The sequence below is a fragment of the Sneathiella sp. HT1-7 genome, assembly GCF_020731145.1.
Lineage (GTDB): Bacteria > Pseudomonadota > Alphaproteobacteria > Sneathiellales > Sneathiellaceae > Sneathiella.
In genome coordinates, this window is sequence record NZ_JAJFZN010000001.1 from 245883 (window position 1) to 261664 (window position 15782).

Annotated in this window: 18 protein-coding genes; 4 read left to right on the forward strand and 14 right to left on the reverse strand. The window is 50.3% G+C overall.

The window, feature by feature from the left end:
• The first annotated feature begins 120 nt into the window (after positions 1 to 120).
• Positions 121 to 1080, forward strand: coding sequence for a 4-hydroxy-3-methylbut-2-enyl diphosphate reductase (gene ispH, locus LKE13_RS01150; RefSeq protein WP_227947850.1), 960 nt, complete (start codon positions 121 to 123; stop codon positions 1078 to 1080).
• Between the two features lie 3 nt (positions 1081 to 1083).
• Positions 1084 to 2049 (forward strand): homoserine kinase, encoded by a 966-nt coding sequence (gene thrB, locus LKE13_RS01155; protein WP_227947851.1) that lies wholly within the window; start codon positions 1084 to 1086, stop codon positions 2047 to 2049.
• Positions 2050 to 2064: 15 nt separating this feature from the next.
• On the opposite strand, the gene LKE13_RS01160 is transcribed toward thrB, so the two are convergent.
• Positions 2065 to 2784 carry a hypothetical protein gene (locus tag LKE13_RS01160; protein ID WP_227947852.1) on the reverse strand — a complete coding sequence of 240 codons (720 nt, stop codon included), beginning with the start codon at positions 2782 to 2784 and terminating at the stop codon, positions 2065 to 2067.
• A gap of 189 nt (positions 2785 to 2973) precedes the next feature.
• On the opposite strand from LKE13_RS01160, the gene rnhA reads away from it, so the two are divergent.
• Positions 2974 to 3417 (forward strand): ribonuclease HI, encoded by a 444-nt coding sequence (gene rnhA, locus LKE13_RS01165; RefSeq protein WP_227947853.1) that lies wholly within the window; start codon positions 2974 to 2976, stop codon positions 3415 to 3417.
• A gap of 66 nt (positions 3418 to 3483) precedes the next feature.
• Here the strand turns inward: rnhA and LKE13_RS01170 are convergent, their stop codons facing one another.
• Both LKE13_RS01170 and LKE13_RS01175 read right to left on the reverse strand, forming a co-directional pair.
• Positions 3484 to 3963: a peroxiredoxin gene (locus tag LKE13_RS01170; RefSeq protein WP_227947854.1), complete on the reverse strand. Its 480-nt coding sequence runs from the start codon at positions 3961 to 3963 to the stop codon at positions 3484 to 3486.
• Between the two features lie 101 nt (positions 3964 to 4064).
• Positions 4065 to 4910 (reverse strand): protein-disulfide reductase DsbD domain-containing protein, encoded by an 846-nt coding sequence (locus tag LKE13_RS01175; protein ID WP_227947855.1) that lies wholly within the window; start codon positions 4908 to 4910, stop codon positions 4065 to 4067.
• A gap of 135 nt (positions 4911 to 5045) precedes the next feature.
• Between LKE13_RS01175 and LKE13_RS01180 the strand changes: the two genes are divergently transcribed.
• A complete protein-coding gene (locus LKE13_RS01180) occupies positions 5046 to 5621 on the forward strand; it encodes a YqgE/AlgH family protein (RefSeq protein WP_227947856.1) in 576 nt (191 codons plus the stop codon).
• A gap of 6 nt (positions 5622 to 5627) precedes the next feature.
• Here the strand turns inward: LKE13_RS01180 and LKE13_RS01185 are convergent, their stop codons facing one another.
• From LKE13_RS01185 to ctaD, 11 genes are all read right to left on the reverse strand, one after another.
• On the reverse strand, positions 5628 to 6212 hold the full coding sequence (locus LKE13_RS01185) for a GNAT family N-acetyltransferase (protein WP_265334763.1): 585 nt from the start codon (positions 6210 to 6212) through the stop codon (positions 5628 to 5630).
• Positions 6213 to 6244: 32 nt separating this feature from the next.
• On the reverse strand, positions 6245 to 7504 hold the full coding sequence (locus LKE13_RS01190) for a M16 family metallopeptidase (RefSeq protein ID WP_227947858.1): 1260 nt from the start codon (positions 7502 to 7504) through the stop codon (positions 6245 to 6247).
• A 13-nt stretch (positions 7505 to 7517) separates the two neighbouring features.
• Positions 7518 to 8918: a threonine synthase gene (thrC, locus tag LKE13_RS01195; protein WP_227947859.1), complete on the reverse strand. Its 1401-nt coding sequence runs from the start codon at positions 8916 to 8918 to the stop codon at positions 7518 to 7520.
• Between the two features lie 103 nt (positions 8919 to 9021).
• Positions 9022 to 10524, reverse strand: coding sequence for a carboxypeptidase M32 (locus LKE13_RS01200; protein WP_227947860.1), 1503 nt, complete (start codon positions 10522 to 10524; stop codon positions 9022 to 9024).
• Between the two features lies 1 nt (position 10525).
• A complete protein-coding gene (locus LKE13_RS01205) occupies positions 10526 to 11242 on the reverse strand; it encodes an SURF1 family protein (protein WP_227947861.1) in 717 nt (238 codons plus the stop codon).
• Positions 11243 to 11244: 2 nt separating this feature from the next.
• Entirely contained in the window at positions 11245 to 11619 is a 375-nt protein-coding gene (locus tag LKE13_RS18840; RefSeq protein ID WP_227947862.1) for a DUF983 domain-containing protein, read from the reverse strand.
• 12 nt (positions 11620 to 11631) lie between these two features.
• On the reverse strand, positions 11632 to 12441 hold the full coding sequence (locus LKE13_RS01215; protein WP_227947863.1) for a cytochrome c oxidase subunit 3: 810 nt from the start codon (positions 12439 to 12441) through the stop codon (positions 11632 to 11634).
• Positions 12442 to 12506: 65 nt separating this feature from the next.
• On the reverse strand, positions 12507 to 13094 hold the full coding sequence (locus LKE13_RS01220; protein ID WP_227947864.1) for a cytochrome c oxidase assembly protein: 588 nt from the start codon (positions 13092 to 13094) through the stop codon (positions 12507 to 12509).
• A complete protein-coding gene (locus LKE13_RS18570) occupies positions 13094 to 13225 on the reverse strand; it encodes a hypothetical protein (protein ID WP_265334742.1) in 132 nt (43 codons plus the stop codon). The genes LKE13_RS01220 and LKE13_RS18570 overlap by 1 nt, the downstream gene beginning before the upstream one ends.
• A 1-nt stretch (position 13226) precedes the next feature.
• Positions 13227 to 14129, reverse strand: a complete 903-nt coding sequence (cyoE, locus tag LKE13_RS01225; protein ID WP_415776486.1) for a heme o synthase — start codon at positions 14127 to 14129, stop codon at positions 13227 to 13229.
• A gap of 36 nt (positions 14130 to 14165) precedes the next feature.
• Entirely contained in the window at positions 14166 to 15770 is a 1605-nt protein-coding gene (gene ctaD, locus LKE13_RS01230) for a cytochrome c oxidase subunit I (RefSeq protein WP_227947866.1), read from the reverse strand.
• Between the last annotated feature and the right edge of the window lie 12 nt (positions 15771 to 15782).

Sequence of the window (15782 nt, forward strand, 5' to 3'; positions counted from 1 at the left end):
ATGGCATTACCCTTGAAACTGTTGTATGAGTTCGGCAAATCTAGGATGGTCCAGCGGAATTAGCAAGTTTTCACGGTCCGCAGGAATATTCTATGAACCAATTCAGGCTTGGAAGCAATTATGGATAGATCAGAACGGACATTGCTATTGGCGGCGCCGCGCGGTTTTTGCGCTGGCGTGGACCGTGCGATCCAAATTGTTGAAAGAGCCCTCGAAAAATATGGCGCGCCGGTCTATGTCCGCCATGAAATTGTGCATAATCGTTTCGTTGTCGAAAACCTCGAAAAGAAGGGGGCAGTCTTCGTTGACGAACTGGCGGATATACCAAAAGACGTTCCTGTGATTTTTTCAGCCCACGGTGTCGCAAAATCAGTACCGGCCGAGGCGGAGAACCGCAAAATGTTCTATATCGACGCTACCTGCCCGCTTGTCAGCAAAGTGCATCGGGAAGCGGAACGCCACGAACGGGACAATCATGAGATTATCCTGATTGGTCATCGCGGTCATCCTGAAGTAATCGGAACGATGGGACAACTTGCCGAGGGTCAGATCAGCCTCATTGAAACGGCGGAAGAGGCAAGATCCTTTACCCAAAAGCAGGTTGGGAAAAGCTTGGCTTATCTCACTCAAACAACACTTTCCGTTGATGAAACAGCAGAAATTGTTGGCATTCTTAAGAAGCGCTTTCCGTCGATTGAGAGCCCCAGAAAAGAAGATATTTGCTACGCAACAACCAATCGTCAGGCAGCCGTGAAAATTCTTGCTGAGCGCTGTGACGGGATGCTGGTTATCGGCGCGCCAAATTCCTCCAATTCGATGCGTCTGGTTGAGGTGGCGGAAAAGTCCGGCTGTCGTCAAGTAGCCCTTGTTCAACGGGCCTCGGATATTCCTTGGGACAGTCTTCAGAACGCATTCACAATTGGTATCACAGCCGGAGCATCCGCCCCGGAAACACTTGTCGAAGAGGTGGTCGAGGCCTTCTCACAACGATTCAGCATTACGGTGGAGGAAATAGTCACCAATCAGGAACAGGTGGTTTTCAAGATGCCCAAAATTCTGGAACCAGAGGCCATGAAGTAGTTTATGGCAGTATATACTGACATTTCCGACGATGAGCTGGATGACATGCTGGATCAATATGATCTGGGTCAGGCGCTGTCGTGCAAAGGCATCGCAGAGGGCGTAGAAAATTCCAACTATTTGCTCCATACAGAAGCTGGCTATTACATCCTTACACTTTATGAAAAGCGGGTAAATGCTGAAGATCTGCCGTTTTTCTTAGGACTGATGGAGCATTTGGCCGCTGGCGGTTTTATGTCGCCCCGGCCCATTGCTGCGAAAGACGGCAGCAGCCTAAAACAGGTTGCCGGGCGTCCTGCTGCAATTATCGAATTTCTTGATGGTCGCTCAGTCAAACGGGTAACGCCACAGCACTGCAATCTTCTGGGACAAGCATTGGCGCAGCTTCATACGATCGGCAGTGATTTCAAGATGACGCGTGTTAATACACTCTCCCTGTCGAGCTGGCGGCCTTTGTATGAAGCCTGCATGAAAAGCGGCATGGGCCAATCGGATGCGCGGATTTTTCCTGAAATTGAGGTGGAAATCACATTCCTCGAAAATCACTGGCCAACCGATCTGCCAAGTGGCGTAATCCACGCGGATTTATTCCCGGATAATATCTTTTTTCTACAAGACAAAGTGAGCGGAGTTATCGACTACTATTTCGCCTGTAGCGATTTCTTTGCCTATGATCTTGCCATCTGTGTGAACGCCTGGTGCTTTGAAAATGACGGCAGTTTCAACATCACAAAGGCGCGAAAACTGTTGAATGGCTATCGGGAAGTTCGGGACTTCTCACAGCAGGAGCTCGAATTTTTGCCTCTACTTTGTCGTGGCGCAGCGATCAGGTTTCTCCTGACCCGCCATTACGACTGGATCAACCAGATTGAAGGGGCGCTGGTTAAACCCAAGGACCCTATGGAATATCTCAAAAAACTACAATTTCACCAAGCGGTTAAAAATGTCGCCGCATACGGCCTCGACTAAAAACTCTCGCGGAAATCAATCGAACAGGGAATCAATTTCGTCCTGTGAAATTTCGTGACCTTCTGGCCGTGGGCCACTTAATTCAACATCCTCATCGAATTGCGGTTCTAGCTCAGCAACCTCAAGTTCCTCAAGTTCATCCTCACCGCCGAGAATATCGATCATCTTGCTGATCCTCTCGTCGACAAAGCTCAAGGTAGTCACAACCTTGGAAATCCGCTGACCAGTAACATCCTGAAAGTTACAGGCTTCGTAAATCTTCATTACCGCAGCACTGATTGCCTCTATGCTCTCAACCTCCTCCGGGGAGCTTGTATGCAGTTGGAGGCTCTCGTTCTTGTCTTCTATCGTTTCAACAGCTTCAAGAATGGCATTGGTTGCATTCTCCGTATCACCGACAACCGCATCAAGCTGGTCGGTAACTGAATTAATTTTCTGCCCCTTCTTTGAAGAACTGAGTGAGGCAATTTCACGGCGAGTTTCGAGGATAACATCAGAAAGTTCCTGCAATTCCTGGCGTAATATTCCCAGCTCTTCTGTCGCTTTCACTTCTTCAGAATCGCTCTCCGGTACGACAATCTTTTCATCTTGGCCAAGTTGAACCTTGATGTCGTTAAGAGCATCAATGATCTCATGATATTGGTTGTCCGTTATTCCCTCATTCGTAAAAGCAGGATCTATTGAAACGCCCGAGCCAAATTGTTTAATTTCTGCGGAGAATAGTTTTTTCTGCATCTTGCCAACTCGAATCTATTAATTTTAGTTTTCTGCAAGGGTAACGGCCTCGCTTTCAATATAATTGCCAGAAATGCGCTAACATTAGGTTAAAATTACATTTTCTCGAAGTTTGCCGACTCAGGGCATACATGCTAAAGCCGGGCAGTTGAGATTAGTCGCGTATCGCCACGGTTCAGGAGCTTGTTTATGTCAGAAAATATTGTTGTAATTTACACGGACGGCGCCTGTTCCGGTAATCCGGGTCCCGGGGGATGGGGTGCCCTTTTAAAGTATCAAGGCAAAACAAAAGAACTATGCGGGGGAGAAGCGGAAACAACGAACAACCGTATGGAACTGACCGCCGCTATTATGGCGATTAATTCACTAAAGCGCCGTTCTACAGTCGAGCTACATACCGACAGCACTTATGTGAAAGACGGTATTACCAAATGGATGATTGGGTGGAAAAAGAACGGCTGGAAAACGGCCGCCAGAAAACCAGTAAAAAACAAGGACCTCTGGCTCGCGTTGGATGAGGCCATATCAAATCATCAAATCAGTTGGAAATGGGTCAAAGGCCACGCAGGTGATCCCGGCAATGAAAAAGCCGATCAGCTCGCCAATGAAGGTATGAAAAAATTTAAGCGCTAACGGGCGCAACCATCACAGACAAGTCACAATGGGGAAGGCAACCGCCCTCCCCGATGAGAAAAACAATCAGAGCTGACCCAGCAAGGTTTCAGCGTCGGATACCTCGAAACCACCGGTTTCTTCAAGGTTAAGCTGTGTTACAACGCCATCGTCAACAACCATGGAATAACGACGGGAGCGAACACCAAGCCCGGCACCGGAGGCATCGAATTCAGCCCCGATAGCCTTGGTAAAGGCCGCATCCGGGTCTGCAACCATTTTAATGCTGCCCGCGTTGTGATCCTTACCCCAAGAGGCCATCACAAAAGGGTCATTCACGGAAAGACAGACGATATCGCTCACGCCTTTTGACGTTAAATTCGCCGTATTATCTACAAAACCAGGCAGGTGCTTTGCCGAACAAGTGGGCGTATAGGCACCGGGCACTGCGAACAAAGCAACTTTCTTGCCGCCAAAGAGATCCGCTGTCGATACTTTCGTCGGTCCTTTTTCGGTCATCATCATTAATTCGGCATTTGGAAGTTTGTCACCAACTGATATCGTCATTTCTGTTCCCTATTCTTAAATAATCGCATAATTCAGCCCCGCCACTTTAACATAATGATGTAGGCGAAAATAAAAAGTTTCAATTACAGCTATTCTGAATTTTATTCGATGCGGAGATCCGCTTCACCTGCCACTGAGCCATCAAAAATTGTGACGGTGATGTCTTGGCCGGATATCCGGTCCGACTTCGCAGGAAGATGTCCTTCAAGTTCGAAAGCCACGTGTCGACGATCTGCTGACAACGAAGCGCTGACCAGATCGAAATATGTGCCATCTTCTCCCTCAACAATGATGGATGGTTTATTTAGAGGCAATGTTGACGTCGCTGTAACGGCAAAAAGACGATCATCTTTACGGCTCGCCATCACTTGCGTCAGGACGGCAGTTTCTGAACCGATTTTCTCGGGTACACGGCGGGAAAATGCCTCAATAATACTGGCGTCTCCAGTAGTTTCTGCACTTTTCGTATCGAGAGTGAGGGTAAATTCAAGCTCATAGGGAATGCAAACATCCTCACAAATTCCCAGTTGAAGCCGAAGCTTAAGGTCAAGCGGATTTCCCGGTTCCTGCAACGTAATGTCTATAGGAAAGACAACCTCATCATGATACCCCCAGCTTGAAAAACCATAAGCATCAAATTCTTCGGGCAGAGGCCATAAAACCTCCGCTGATTTCAAATTTTCAGACCCGCTCCAATCGAGTAGGGGAGGAATTCCGGCATCCCCGGGGCTGCGCCAATATGTTTTCCAGCCGGGGGCTAACTTAATCTGAAGGCCGACCCGAAGAGAATCGAGTCCCTTCACCCCTTCAACAGCAGATATCAGCCGGAGCTTCGATTGATCTGTACTGACCCAGTCGGGTGCTGTCTCAGCTCTGGGTGAAAGGCTGGCACCTAACAACAGAAAAACGAAAATACCGCAGAAATACCCAAAATTCAGTAATCTCATTCAGAATTAGCCTTCTGCCTTACAATGGATTATTCACCACATATATAAAACAATATTAAGGGTTGATATGTCACAATCACGTCATGAAGACATTCGACGGCTGGGATTCTTTTAAAGCAGATACATATTTATATTATGACCGCAAATACAATTGATACAGGCTATTTGGATGGAAAACTCTTGGTTGCGATGCCAAGCATGGGTGATCCGCGCTTTAAAAAAGCCGTCATTCTGCTCTGCGCTCACTCAGAATCGGGTGCCATGGGCATCCTGCTCAACCGATCTCTTGATGCGTTGAGCTTTGAGGATTTGCTTGAACAACTCGAAATTCCGAAAGCGGAGGCCGCCCGCAATATCGAAATTCATTTCGGCGGCCCTGTCGATACAGAGCGTGGCTTCGTTGTTCATTCCACCGACCTTCTTTACGACACCACTCTGATGATCGACGATGATATGGCACTGACTGCGACCGTAGATATGCTGAAAACCATTGCCGGCGGCAGCGGACCAGAGAGCAGTTTTCTCGCTCTTGGATATTCCGGCTGGGGCCCGGGCCAGCTTGAACAGGAAATTCAGGAAAATGGATGGTTGGTCGTCGATCCGGACGTGGATATTGTTTTTGGACCCAAATTAGAGACGAAATGGGAGGTTGCCATACATAAGCTTGGTGTAGACCCCTCCCTCCTATCTGGCGATATGGGGCACGCCTGATTACGATTAATATGGTGAAACCGGGTCAGTATTCAAAATGGCGTACAGCAGATGATCATGCCAAACGCCGTTGATGCAGAGATATTCCCGTGCCAAACCTTCCCTTAAAAAGCCAACCTTTTCGAGCAGAAGTGAGCTTGGAATATTTGATGGCAGGCAAGCAGCCTCAACTCGCCTTAATCCGAATTCACTGAACAAAACCGGCATCAGGCCGCAAAGCGCCTCATACATATAGCCTTGTCGTGCATGGCGCTGGCCCGTCCAGTATCCAACTGTGCCGGTCTGTGCGACACCCCGACGGATTTGGCCAAGCGTGATCCCGCCAATCAGGTCATGACTTTCTCTATTGAAGATGAAGAATGCCTGGCCCAAATCATCCTTCACATCCCTCGCATAACGCCGAAGTCGCGCCTTGAAGCTTGCCTTAGTGAGAGAATCCTCTGTCCAGACTGGCTCCCAGGGCACGAGAAAGTCTCGGCTGTCTGACCTAAGTTCTGCCCAAGCACCCCAATCCGACAATTTCGGGGGACGGAGCATTAGTCGCTCAGTCACCACCCGGGGTCCACTTCCCATCAATGACAGCTTTTCCAACACTCGACGCGGACCTCCTTGGTGTTCCTACACTACCTGAATCTTGCCGTGATCTGATCAAACGACTCAAGATTTTTTAGCGGGCCGAGCGCTGCAATACTGGGCGTCACCCCAAAAAACAGCTTTCCTGCGAGATTTTGTGTTGCCTCAACTGTTACCGCATCAATGCTTTCGGCAATTTCCGATGTTGGCAGAACCCGTCCATAAATCAGTATTTGCCGCGCATGAACTTCCGAACGGGAGGCCGGGCTCTCCATCCCCATCAGGAGAGAGGCCTTCAACTGAGCCTTGGCCCGCTCAACTTCGGCCTGCTGTATTCCATCGCTTGCCCGCAGCAGCTCGTCCGTCAACATATGGCTCAGCTCTTTTATATGCTCTTCGCCGGTTCCTGCATAAACAGAAAATGTTCCTGTATCCGCGAATGAGGAGGAGAAACTGAACACAGAATAACAAAGCCCGCGCTTCTCCCTTATTTCCTGAAAAAGGCGCGAAGACATGCCACCGCCCAGCAATCCGGAAAGAACCTGAGCCGTGTAGTAATCATCGTCAGTGTAGGAGATACCGGGAACAGACAGCGCATAATGCACCTGCTCCAACTCTCTTTCCTCGCGAAATTCACCGCCGGAATAATGGGCCGGCTCCATGCCCGTATCCCCCTTCGCGGCCAATCCGTCAAAGGCCTTTTCCGCGAGCGTCACCAACCTGTCGTGATCAACAGCACCGGAAGCACTTAAAACCATCTTGGGTGCCAGATAATGACTTTTCATATAACCCGCGATCATCGACCTATCGAAGCCACGAACTTTCCCGACAGTCCCGAGAATGGACCGTCCAATCGGCTGGTCCGGAAAGGATGCCTCCTGAAGGTGATCAAAAATAATATCGTCAGGCGTATCATATGTCTGGCCTATCTCTTGAACGATTACCTCTTTCTCTCGCGCAATTTCCGTTTGATCAAAACTTGAATGCAGCAATATATCGCCCAGAATATCCACCGCGAGCGGCAGATCGTCTTTTAACACTCTAGCGAAATAGGCTGTCTGATCCCGGCTTGTATAGGCGTTGAGATGCCCGCCGACGGATTCGATCAATTCGGCGATCTGAAGCGCACTCCGCCTGCCCGTGCCTTTAAATGCCATATGCTCCAGCACATGAGATATACCGTTTTCCTCAGCCGTCTCATGGCGAGCTCCGGTATCAACCCAAACCCCCACAGCGGCCGTTTCCAAGCCTGGCATGGGATCTGAAATAACGCGCAACCCATTCTTGAGGGTGCTCACTTTAACGTTCATATATTCTTCCGATCTAAGCCGCACTCAGTATGCGCGCACGTTCCTTAATAAAGGATTTTACCGTCTCTAAATCATTTGGCAAATCAACAAGCCGTTCATCGCGTCCGAACAGATCCGCCATGTGCTTTGGTAGACTAGGACGCTCACCTGTTGCTTTTTCCACCGCATCAGGAAATTTGGCCGGATGCGCTGTAGATAAGGTTACTAACGGGACATCCTTGTGCTTTCGGCATTTTTCACCAACAGAGAGACCAACCGCTGTATGAGGATCGACCAGCTTCGCGCTTCTATCCAATGTCTGTCGGATGGTGGCGAGGGTTTCTTCCTCATCACAGCGATCTGCGGCAAAAATGCTTTCATTCAATTGCGACATATTCACGGAAAAACCACCGTCCCTGTCGAGCCGACTCATCAAGTCGGCGATCGCGTCACCGTCGCGACCATATAAATCCGCCAGGAAACGTTCAAAGTTACTGGATACTTGAATATCCATGCTTGGGCTGATAGTCGGGTCAACGCCTGATTTCCGGTATTCGCCGCTATTGAAAAAACGGGATAGAATATCATTGCGGTTGGTGGCGACAATCAGTTGATCGACCGGTAATCCCATCTTGCTCGCGGCATAGCCGGCGTAGACATCACCAAAGTTTCCGCTTGGAACCGAGAAGGATATCGGCCGCGACGGTGCGCCGAGGCTGACACCTACAGTAAAGTAATAGACTATCTGCGCCATGACCCGCGCCCAGTTGATCGAATTAACGGCCGAAACCGCTAAACTGTCACGAAACTCATGGTCGTTGAACATCGCCTTGACCATGGCCTGACAATCATCAAAATCGCCTTCTATGGCGATGTTGTGAACATTTGAATCGAGCACCGTCGTCATCTGGCGCCGCTGTACCTCTGACACCCGCCCCTTGGGATGTAGGATAAAAATATCTACCGCTTCCCGCCCCCGGCAGGCTTCGATCGCCGCGGAGCCGGTATCGCCAGAGGTGGCGCCAACAATCGTCACGCGCTTGCCTTCCCTTGCAAGGAGATGGTCATAGAGCAGGCCGAGGAGCTGCAAGGCCACATCCTTAAAGGCGAGTGTCGGCCCGTGATAAAGCTCCATCAGGAACTCGTTGCTGCCAAGCTGGCTGACGGGTACAACGGCTTTATGAGAGAAGTTAGCGTAAGCCTTTTCCGTCATTTTGCGGAAGTCAGCCTCATCAACGCAGTCACCCAGAAACGGTTGAAGCAGGAATGCCGCTGCCGCCGCATAAGACATACCGGCAAGGCTTTGAATGTCATTCTTTGAAAACTGCGGCCAACTTTCCGGCAGGTAGAGCCCCCCATCCCGCGCCAGTCCAGTCAAGACCACTTCTTCAAAATTCAATACCGGCGCTTTACCGCGGGTGCTGATATATCGCACTTTCACACTCCTCAGACCAATCAGATGGCGGGTGAGAGTAACCATATGCAGGACATATGTGCAAGCCCGTATATGCCCGCTCGCCCCGCCTGCAGACTATTGTTTAGGGCAGGTAGCGATTCCGCAAATGCGCTTTAAAGGCGTCGGCAGTCAAAGGAGAACCCGTCGCAGATTGCATAATGCTTTCCGTCGATAGTGAACTGCCAAGGGAATGGATGTTACCACGCAACCATTCGAGCAAGGGCGCGAATTTCCCAGTACGGATTTTGTTGGTGAAATCCGGAATTTTTGTCGCTGCGGTGCTATAAATTTGCGCCGCCGCCATCGCCCCCAATGTATAGGTTGGGAAATAACCGATAGCTCCGCTTGGCCAGTGAATATCCTGAAGACAGCCAAGCCGGTCATTCGGCGGCGCTATTCCAAGAGTATTTCGCATGCCGCTATTCCACGCCGCGGGCAAATCCTCAACCGCAAGATCACCCGAAAGTAATGCCTTTTCCAACCGATAGCGCAGGATAACATGGAGGGGATATGTCACTTCATCCGCATCCACGCGAATGAACTCGGGTTCAACTTTTAGGTAAAGCCGTTCGATATTCTCAACTTCCCAAGCAGGGCCGCTACCGGAAAAGGCTGCTTTTATCCGAGGCAGTGCATAAGCCATGAAATCTTCACTGCGAGAAAGCTGCATTTCAATCAGCAAAGATTGGCTTTCATGAAGAGCCATTCCCCGCGCCGAGCCCACTGGCTGGCAGCGCCAATCCTTTGGAAGTCCTTGCTCATACAGCGCATGGCCGGTTTCATGTAAGGTTCCCATCAAACTTTGTGTAAAATCATCGGTCTCGTAGCGGGTCGTTAGCCTTACGTCATCGGGAATACCGCCGGTAAATGGGTGATGGCTGACATCAAGCCGCCCATGGTCGAAATCGAACCCAAGGGCAGTCATAAATTCCTGACCAAGCTGTTTCTGAACCGCTTCGTCAAACGGCCCCTCGGGCGCTAAAGCTGGCGGCGTGTTTTTTCGATTTTCCAGGACTTCACCCAGGAAGCTCGGCAGGAAAGATTCCAGATCATCAAACAAAACATCAATCGTTGCGGATGTACAGCCTGGCTCATATTCTTCAAGTAGCGCATCATAAGGGGATACACCGAAAGCATCAGACTTGGCATCCGCTATGCGTTGGGTAAGCTGGACAACTTCGCTTAATGCCGGAACGAGAGAGGCAAAATCATTATTGAGCCGCGCATCCCGCCATTGCAATTCAGAACGGGAAGTCGCGTGGGAATGAGCTTCCACAAGATCCGGATCAACCGCTGTCGCGTGACGCCAGCGATTTTGCATTTCGGCAAGATTCGCGCGCTGCCAGTCGTCAAGAGTAACAATCTCACTCTCTGCTTCCATCAGCAGATCAGCAACGTCCGGGCTATTCAACATCTCATGCGACACCAGGCTGAGAACAGCAAGCTGCTCTGCTCGGGGGCCACTTCCGCCAATCGGCATCATCGCGGCACTATCCCAATGCAACATCGCCGCCGCGCCGGAGAGGGCGGAAAGCCTCGCGAATTTCTTCTCAAGCTTTGAATAGGCTGTAGTCATTTCTGACATATCACTCCTGCTTCGATCCGCCGCGCTTTAGACCGTACAGGACATATATAACTATTAAGGCAATCGCCAACCCTAACCATGTGAAGGCATACTGAATATGGTTATTAGGGAGGGAAATGCGTGTCTGCCCACCCTTGGGGAGGCCGCCAGGCACTTCCGCCGCGTCGAGTTCAACAAAAACCGGCGCGACCGTGATATTCAGATGTTCTGCCATCTTCGCAAGTTCACCATAAAGCCAAACATTATCTTCGGCGTTACTTCCAGGCAGAAAGGACCATGATTTACCCCAAGGCTTTCGCGCCACGCCCGTTACCGTAACTTCCCCTGAAATTTGACCTTCCGGTCTCGTTTGCGGATCTATATTAGCCTCTGGGACCCAACCTCGGTTGACGAGGATAATATCCCCTTCATTCGTACGCTTGAACGGGGTGATGACCTGAAAACCAGAACGCCCTTTCTTCGTATGGGCGAAAAGATGAAGCTCATGCTCATGGTCGAATTTACCAGTCAGGCTAACCCGTCGATAATGCCATTCTTCCGGGATAATATCTCCGGCCGGCAAGGTAACTGGTGCCGCCGCGAGCTGGTTATTTATCTGGTCGATTAAATCTATTTTCCAGCTATATCGATTAACTTGCCAGACAGTCAAAGCCAGCAGGATTACAACGCAAGGCACTGTAATCAAAGTTGGGATAACCCCGGGGGAGAATTTTTTCATGTTCAGTAACGCTCTATCTCGGAGCTCGCTTTATGCTTGAACTGCAGAGCAATCAAAAAAGCCTTGAAAGGACGGAGAAGCCCAATGCTCAGGATCAATATTGTTGGAAGCCAGATCACCAATTGTAGCCAATATGGCGGATGGAATATAAGCTCCATCCCGACGGCAAGACCGCAAACAATAAATCCGACGATCAAAATGATAAAAACGGCAGGGCCATCGCCACTGTTGACGGCACTGAAACTTTGTCCGCAAGTATCACAGGACTCTGCGACATCAAGAAAGCCTTTAAAAAGTTTCCCCTTTCCGCATGCCGGGCATTTGCAGGTAAGTCCGGCGCGAAAAGGGGAAACTGGTATGCCGTATGAATAAGGCATCAGATTATTAGGTCAGGTCCACTCCGGCCCTGCGCCCCACCAATAAACCGCAAAGAACAAGAACAACCAGACGACATCAACAAAATGCCAATACCAAGCCGCAGCCTCTAGGCCAAAGTGATGTGTTGGTGTGAAATGGCCTTTCGTCGCCCGGATCAGGCATACCAGCAGAAAGACTGTTCCGATAAAGACGTGCGCACCATGGAATCCGGTCGCCATGTAGAAGGTTGAAGGATAGATCCCATCCGTGAAACCAAACGCGGCATGCGAATATTCATATATCTGCACTGCTGTAAAGCAGGCACCCAAAATAACCGTCAGCAACAAGCCCTGAGTCAGACCCTTACGGTCACCATGCTGTAACGCGTGATGCGCCCAAGTCACCGTAGTGCCAGAGAGCAGCAGAATAACAGTATTTAGAAGCGGAATATGCCAAGGATTGAAGGTCATAATTCCTTCAGGTGGCCAAACACCGCCGCCAACTTCACTCGGAAACAGGCCTGCGCCAAAGTAGGCCCAGAACCAAGCCACGAAGAACATAACCTCGGACGCGATGAACATGATCATGCCATATCGCAAGCCCAATTGAACGACTGGCGTGTGATGCCCTTCATGCTCCCCTTCCTTGACAACATCGCGCCACCAAGTGAAGGACGTGTATAAAAGGGCGACGAAACCAATCACAAAGACCGCGTAACCTTTGTCATGCATCCACAAAACAGCACCGATAGCTGATACAAATGCAGCAGCAGACGCAAGGGCCGGCCACGGGCTCGGATCTACGAGATGATAATCATGTTGTTTGGCGTGAGAATCTGCCATTCCTAAACTCCTGCAATTTCGCCCGGACCAGGTCCGGCCCTAAATGTTACCCAGTCTTTTATTGGTCAATTTACATCAACCGATTTTTTTTCGGATTTCGCCGAAACCTTTGTTTCTTCATCATCTTCGCTGATAAAGAAAGTGTAGGAAAGCGTTATTACCGTCACCTCTTTGGCGTTCGGATCATCATCGATTTCAGGATCGACAAAGAAAGTAACCGGCATATCGACCCGTTCACCCGGCTGCAACACCTGCTCGGTAAAGCAAAAACAATCAATTTTGGTGAAATACTGCCCAACCTTCTGCGGTGTCACATTAAACGTCGCTGTTCCCTTGATCGCACGATTTGTCGGGTTGTAAGCTTCATAGAACGCAAGGCCCGTTTCACCCACCTTCATTGTTATCTTGTGCTTTACCGGCTTGAAGTCCCACGGCATTTCACGGCTTGTATTTGCATCAAATTCGATGGTTATGTCACGATCAAGAATAACATCCGGGGCAATATCCGCTTGCTGCGTCGTTCCACCATATCCCGTCACCCGGCAGAAAAGATCGTAAAGCGGGACCGAAGCATAGGCTAACCCGACCATGCCAACAACAACTGATGCCAACACGAATGCAAGACGGGCTGATTTTTTGTTCTGCCCTTCCATCACGCAGACGCCCCGCCGGACATTTTCACAATTGTAATCAAATAAAACAGTACGACCAAAGCAATAAGGATACCCCCGACCGCGAGATTACGGATACGTTGCCGCTTGTTATGTTCTTCATCACGGGCCATTTCAAACCACCGTCCGGACAAGGCTCTCACCGAGTAGCATAGCGAAAAGCAGGAACAGATATAAAAGAGAATACGCAAACAGCTGCTTTGCGCTCTCCTCGTCCTTGGCACGCCATACTTTTAGCGAAAGAAGCAGAAACAGACCGCTCAACAGGGTCGCGCCAACACCATAAACAATGCCCGCATATCCAAGAAAATACGGCATGACCGCAACAGGGAAAAGGAGCGCGCTATAGAGTACAATTTGCCGCCGCGTAACATCCCGGCCGGCAACAACCGGCAGCATAGGCACACCGGCCTTTGCATAGTCAATATCGCGCCAAAGCGACAGCGCCCAAAAATGCGGCGGGGTCCACATAAAAATAATTGCGAACAGAACAAGGGATTCCGCGCTAACATCGCCGGTTACGGCCGCCCAACCGATCATTGGCGGAAATGCACCTGCCGCACCGCCAATAACAATATTCTGCGGCGTCCGGCGTTTCAGCCACATGGTATAGATAAAAACATAGAACCCGATGGTAAGCGCCAGCAACGCCGCCGCGACATAATTCACCGCGAGTCCCATCAGAACAACGGAAGCCACCGACAGTACGGTGCCAAACGCAAGCGCTTCATTCGCGCTGACACGACCGGCAGGGATCGGGCGTTCTTTCGTCCGCTCCATCACCGCATCTATATCCGCATCATACCACATGTTAATCGCCCCGGATGCCCCGGCGCCAACAGCAATACAGAGAAGCGCCGTAAAGGCCAGCACCGGATGAATGGTCCCCGGCGCAACGGCAAGCCCCACCAGCCCTGTGAAAACGACAAGCGACATCACTCGCGGTTTCAGCAGAGCGAAATAATCGCTAACCCGCGTCAGATCTGAACTGACACGGGTTTCGATCGTATCCTTTATAAGGCTTGTGTCGGACACTCGTTGCTCCTTCAACCCTTACTTTATAACCGGCAGTTCGTTGAACTGATGGAAAGGCGGTGGAGACGGCAAAGTCCATTCCAGCGTGGTCGCACCTTCACCCCAGGGATTACCTGCAGCCTGTTCCTTGCGGACGAAGGCATGCACAACTGTAATCAGGAAGATCAGAACACCAACCGCCGATACATAGGAACCGTATGAAGAAATTGCATTAAAGCCAGCGAAAGCATCCGGATAGTCCGGAATACGCCGTGGCATACCGGCGAGCCCCAGGAAATGCATCGGGAAGAAGATCATATTCACGCCAATGAAGGTCACCCAGAAATGCAGATGCGCCAGTTTTTCCGAATAGGTATACCCGGTGATCTTACCGAACCAGTAGTAGAAGCCCGCAAAAATCGCGAACACAGCCCCCAGGCTCAGAACGTAATGGAAATGGGCAACCACATAGTATGTATCATGCAGTGCAACATCGAGGCCAGCATTGGCCAGAACCACACCCGTTACACCGCCAACGGTAAACAGGAAGATAAAACCAAGCGCCCAGACCATCGGTGGTTTAAACTCGATTGAGCCCCCCCACATCGTCGCAATCCAAGAGAAAATCTTGACACCGGTCGGAACAGCAATCACCAGCGTTGCAACAAGGAAGTATGCTCGCGTATCAACATTCATACCCACTGTGTACATATGATGGGCCCAGACGATGAAGCCAACGGCACCAATCGCAACCATCGCATAGGCCATCCCGAGATAGCCGAAGACCGGCTTGCGTGAGAAGGTCGACACAATCTGGCTAATGATACCGAAGCCAGGCAGGATCAGAATATACACTTCAGGATGACCGAAGAACCAGAATAAATGCTGAAATAGGATTGGGTCACCGCCGCCCTCTGGCGCGAAGAATGTCGAGCCGAAATTGCGGTCCGTCAGGAGCATGGTAATACCGCCCGCAAGAACCGGCAGGGAAAGCAGAAGCAGGAAAGCTGTAACAAGAACGGACCAGACGAAAAGCGGCATCTTATGCATTGTCATGCCTGGCGCGCGCATGTTGAAAATCGTCGTGATAAAATTAATCGCACCAAGAATTGACGATGCGCCCGCCAAATGAAGGCTGAGGATCGCGAAATCAACTGCCATGCCGGGATGACCAACGTTCGAAGAAAGCGGCGGATACATGGTCCAGCCGCCACCAACGCCATTTGCTCCGGCGGGGCCCTCAACGAAGATTGAGATAAGCAGCAAGCCAAACGCCGGCGGCAACAGCCAGAAAGAAATGTTGTTCATGCGCGGGAAGGCCATATCCGGCGCCCCGATCATCAACGGTACAATCCAGTTACCAAAACCACCAATCATCGCCGGCATAACCATGAAGAAGATCATGATCAGGCCATGGCCTGTGACCAGAACATTGAAGAAATGGTAATTGCCGTTCAGAAACTGATCGCCCGGCAATTGCAATTCTGCCCGAATATAAACGGACATTGCCCCGCCGATAATACCGGCGATAATCGCAAAAATAAGATACATCGATCCGATATCTTTGTGATTGGTCGAGTAGACCCAACGCTTCCAACCTGATGGAGTGTGTTCGTCGTGAGCGGCTGCTGAACCGTAAGCCATAATGTAGTGCCT

Coding starts and splice junctions, on each gene's coding strand:
- LKE13_RS01205 (WP_227947861.1), bottom strand. CDS start 11,242: ATGAAAAAATTCTCCCCCGGGGTTATCCCAACTTTGATTACAGTGCCT.
- LKE13_RS01215 (WP_227947863.1), bottom strand. CDS start 12,441: ATGGCAGATTCTCACGCCAAACAACATGATTATCATCTCGTAGATCCG.
- LKE13_RS01175 (WP_227947855.1), bottom strand. CDS start 4,910: ATGAGATTACTGAATTTTGGGTATTTCTGCGGTATTTTCGTTTTTCTG.
- LKE13_RS01190 (WP_227947858.1), bottom strand. CDS start 7,504: ATGAACGTTAAAGTGAGCACCCTCAAGAATGGGTTGCGCGTTATTTCA.
- ctaD (WP_227947866.1), bottom strand. CDS start 15,770: ATGGCTTACGGTTCAGCAGCCGCTCACGACGAACACACTCCATCAGGT.
- LKE13_RS18840 (WP_227947862.1), bottom strand. CDS start 11,619: ATGCCTTATTCATACGGCATACCAGTTTCCCCTTTTCGCGCCGGACTT.
- ispH (WP_227947850.1), top strand. CDS start 121: ATGGATAGATCAGAACGGACATTGCTATTGGCGGCGCCGCGCGGTTTT.
- rnhA (WP_227947853.1), top strand. CDS start 2,974: ATGTCAGAAAATATTGTTGTAATTTACACGGACGGCGCCTGTTCCGGT.
- LKE13_RS01170 (WP_227947854.1), bottom strand. CDS start 3,963: ATGACGATATCAGTTGGTGACAAACTTCCAAATGCCGAATTAATGATG.
- LKE13_RS01160 (WP_227947852.1), bottom strand. CDS start 2,784: ATGCAGAAAAAACTATTCTCCGCAGAAATTAAACAATTTGGCTCGGGC.
- LKE13_RS01200 (WP_227947860.1), bottom strand. CDS start 10,524: ATGTCAGAAATGACTACAGCCTATTCAAAGCTTGAGAAGAAATTCGCG.
- LKE13_RS18570 (WP_265334742.1), bottom strand. CDS start 13,225: ATGGCCCGTGATGAAGAACATAACAAGCGGCAACGTATCCGTAATCTC.
- LKE13_RS01180 (WP_227947856.1), top strand. CDS start 5,046: ATGACCGCAAATACAATTGATACAGGCTATTTGGATGGAAAACTCTTG.
- LKE13_RS01220 (WP_227947864.1), bottom strand. CDS start 13,094: ATGGAAGGGCAGAACAAAAAATCAGCCCGTCTTGCATTCGTGTTGGCA.
- thrB (WP_227947851.1), top strand. CDS start 1,084: ATGGCAGTATATACTGACATTTCCGACGATGAGCTGGATGACATGCTG.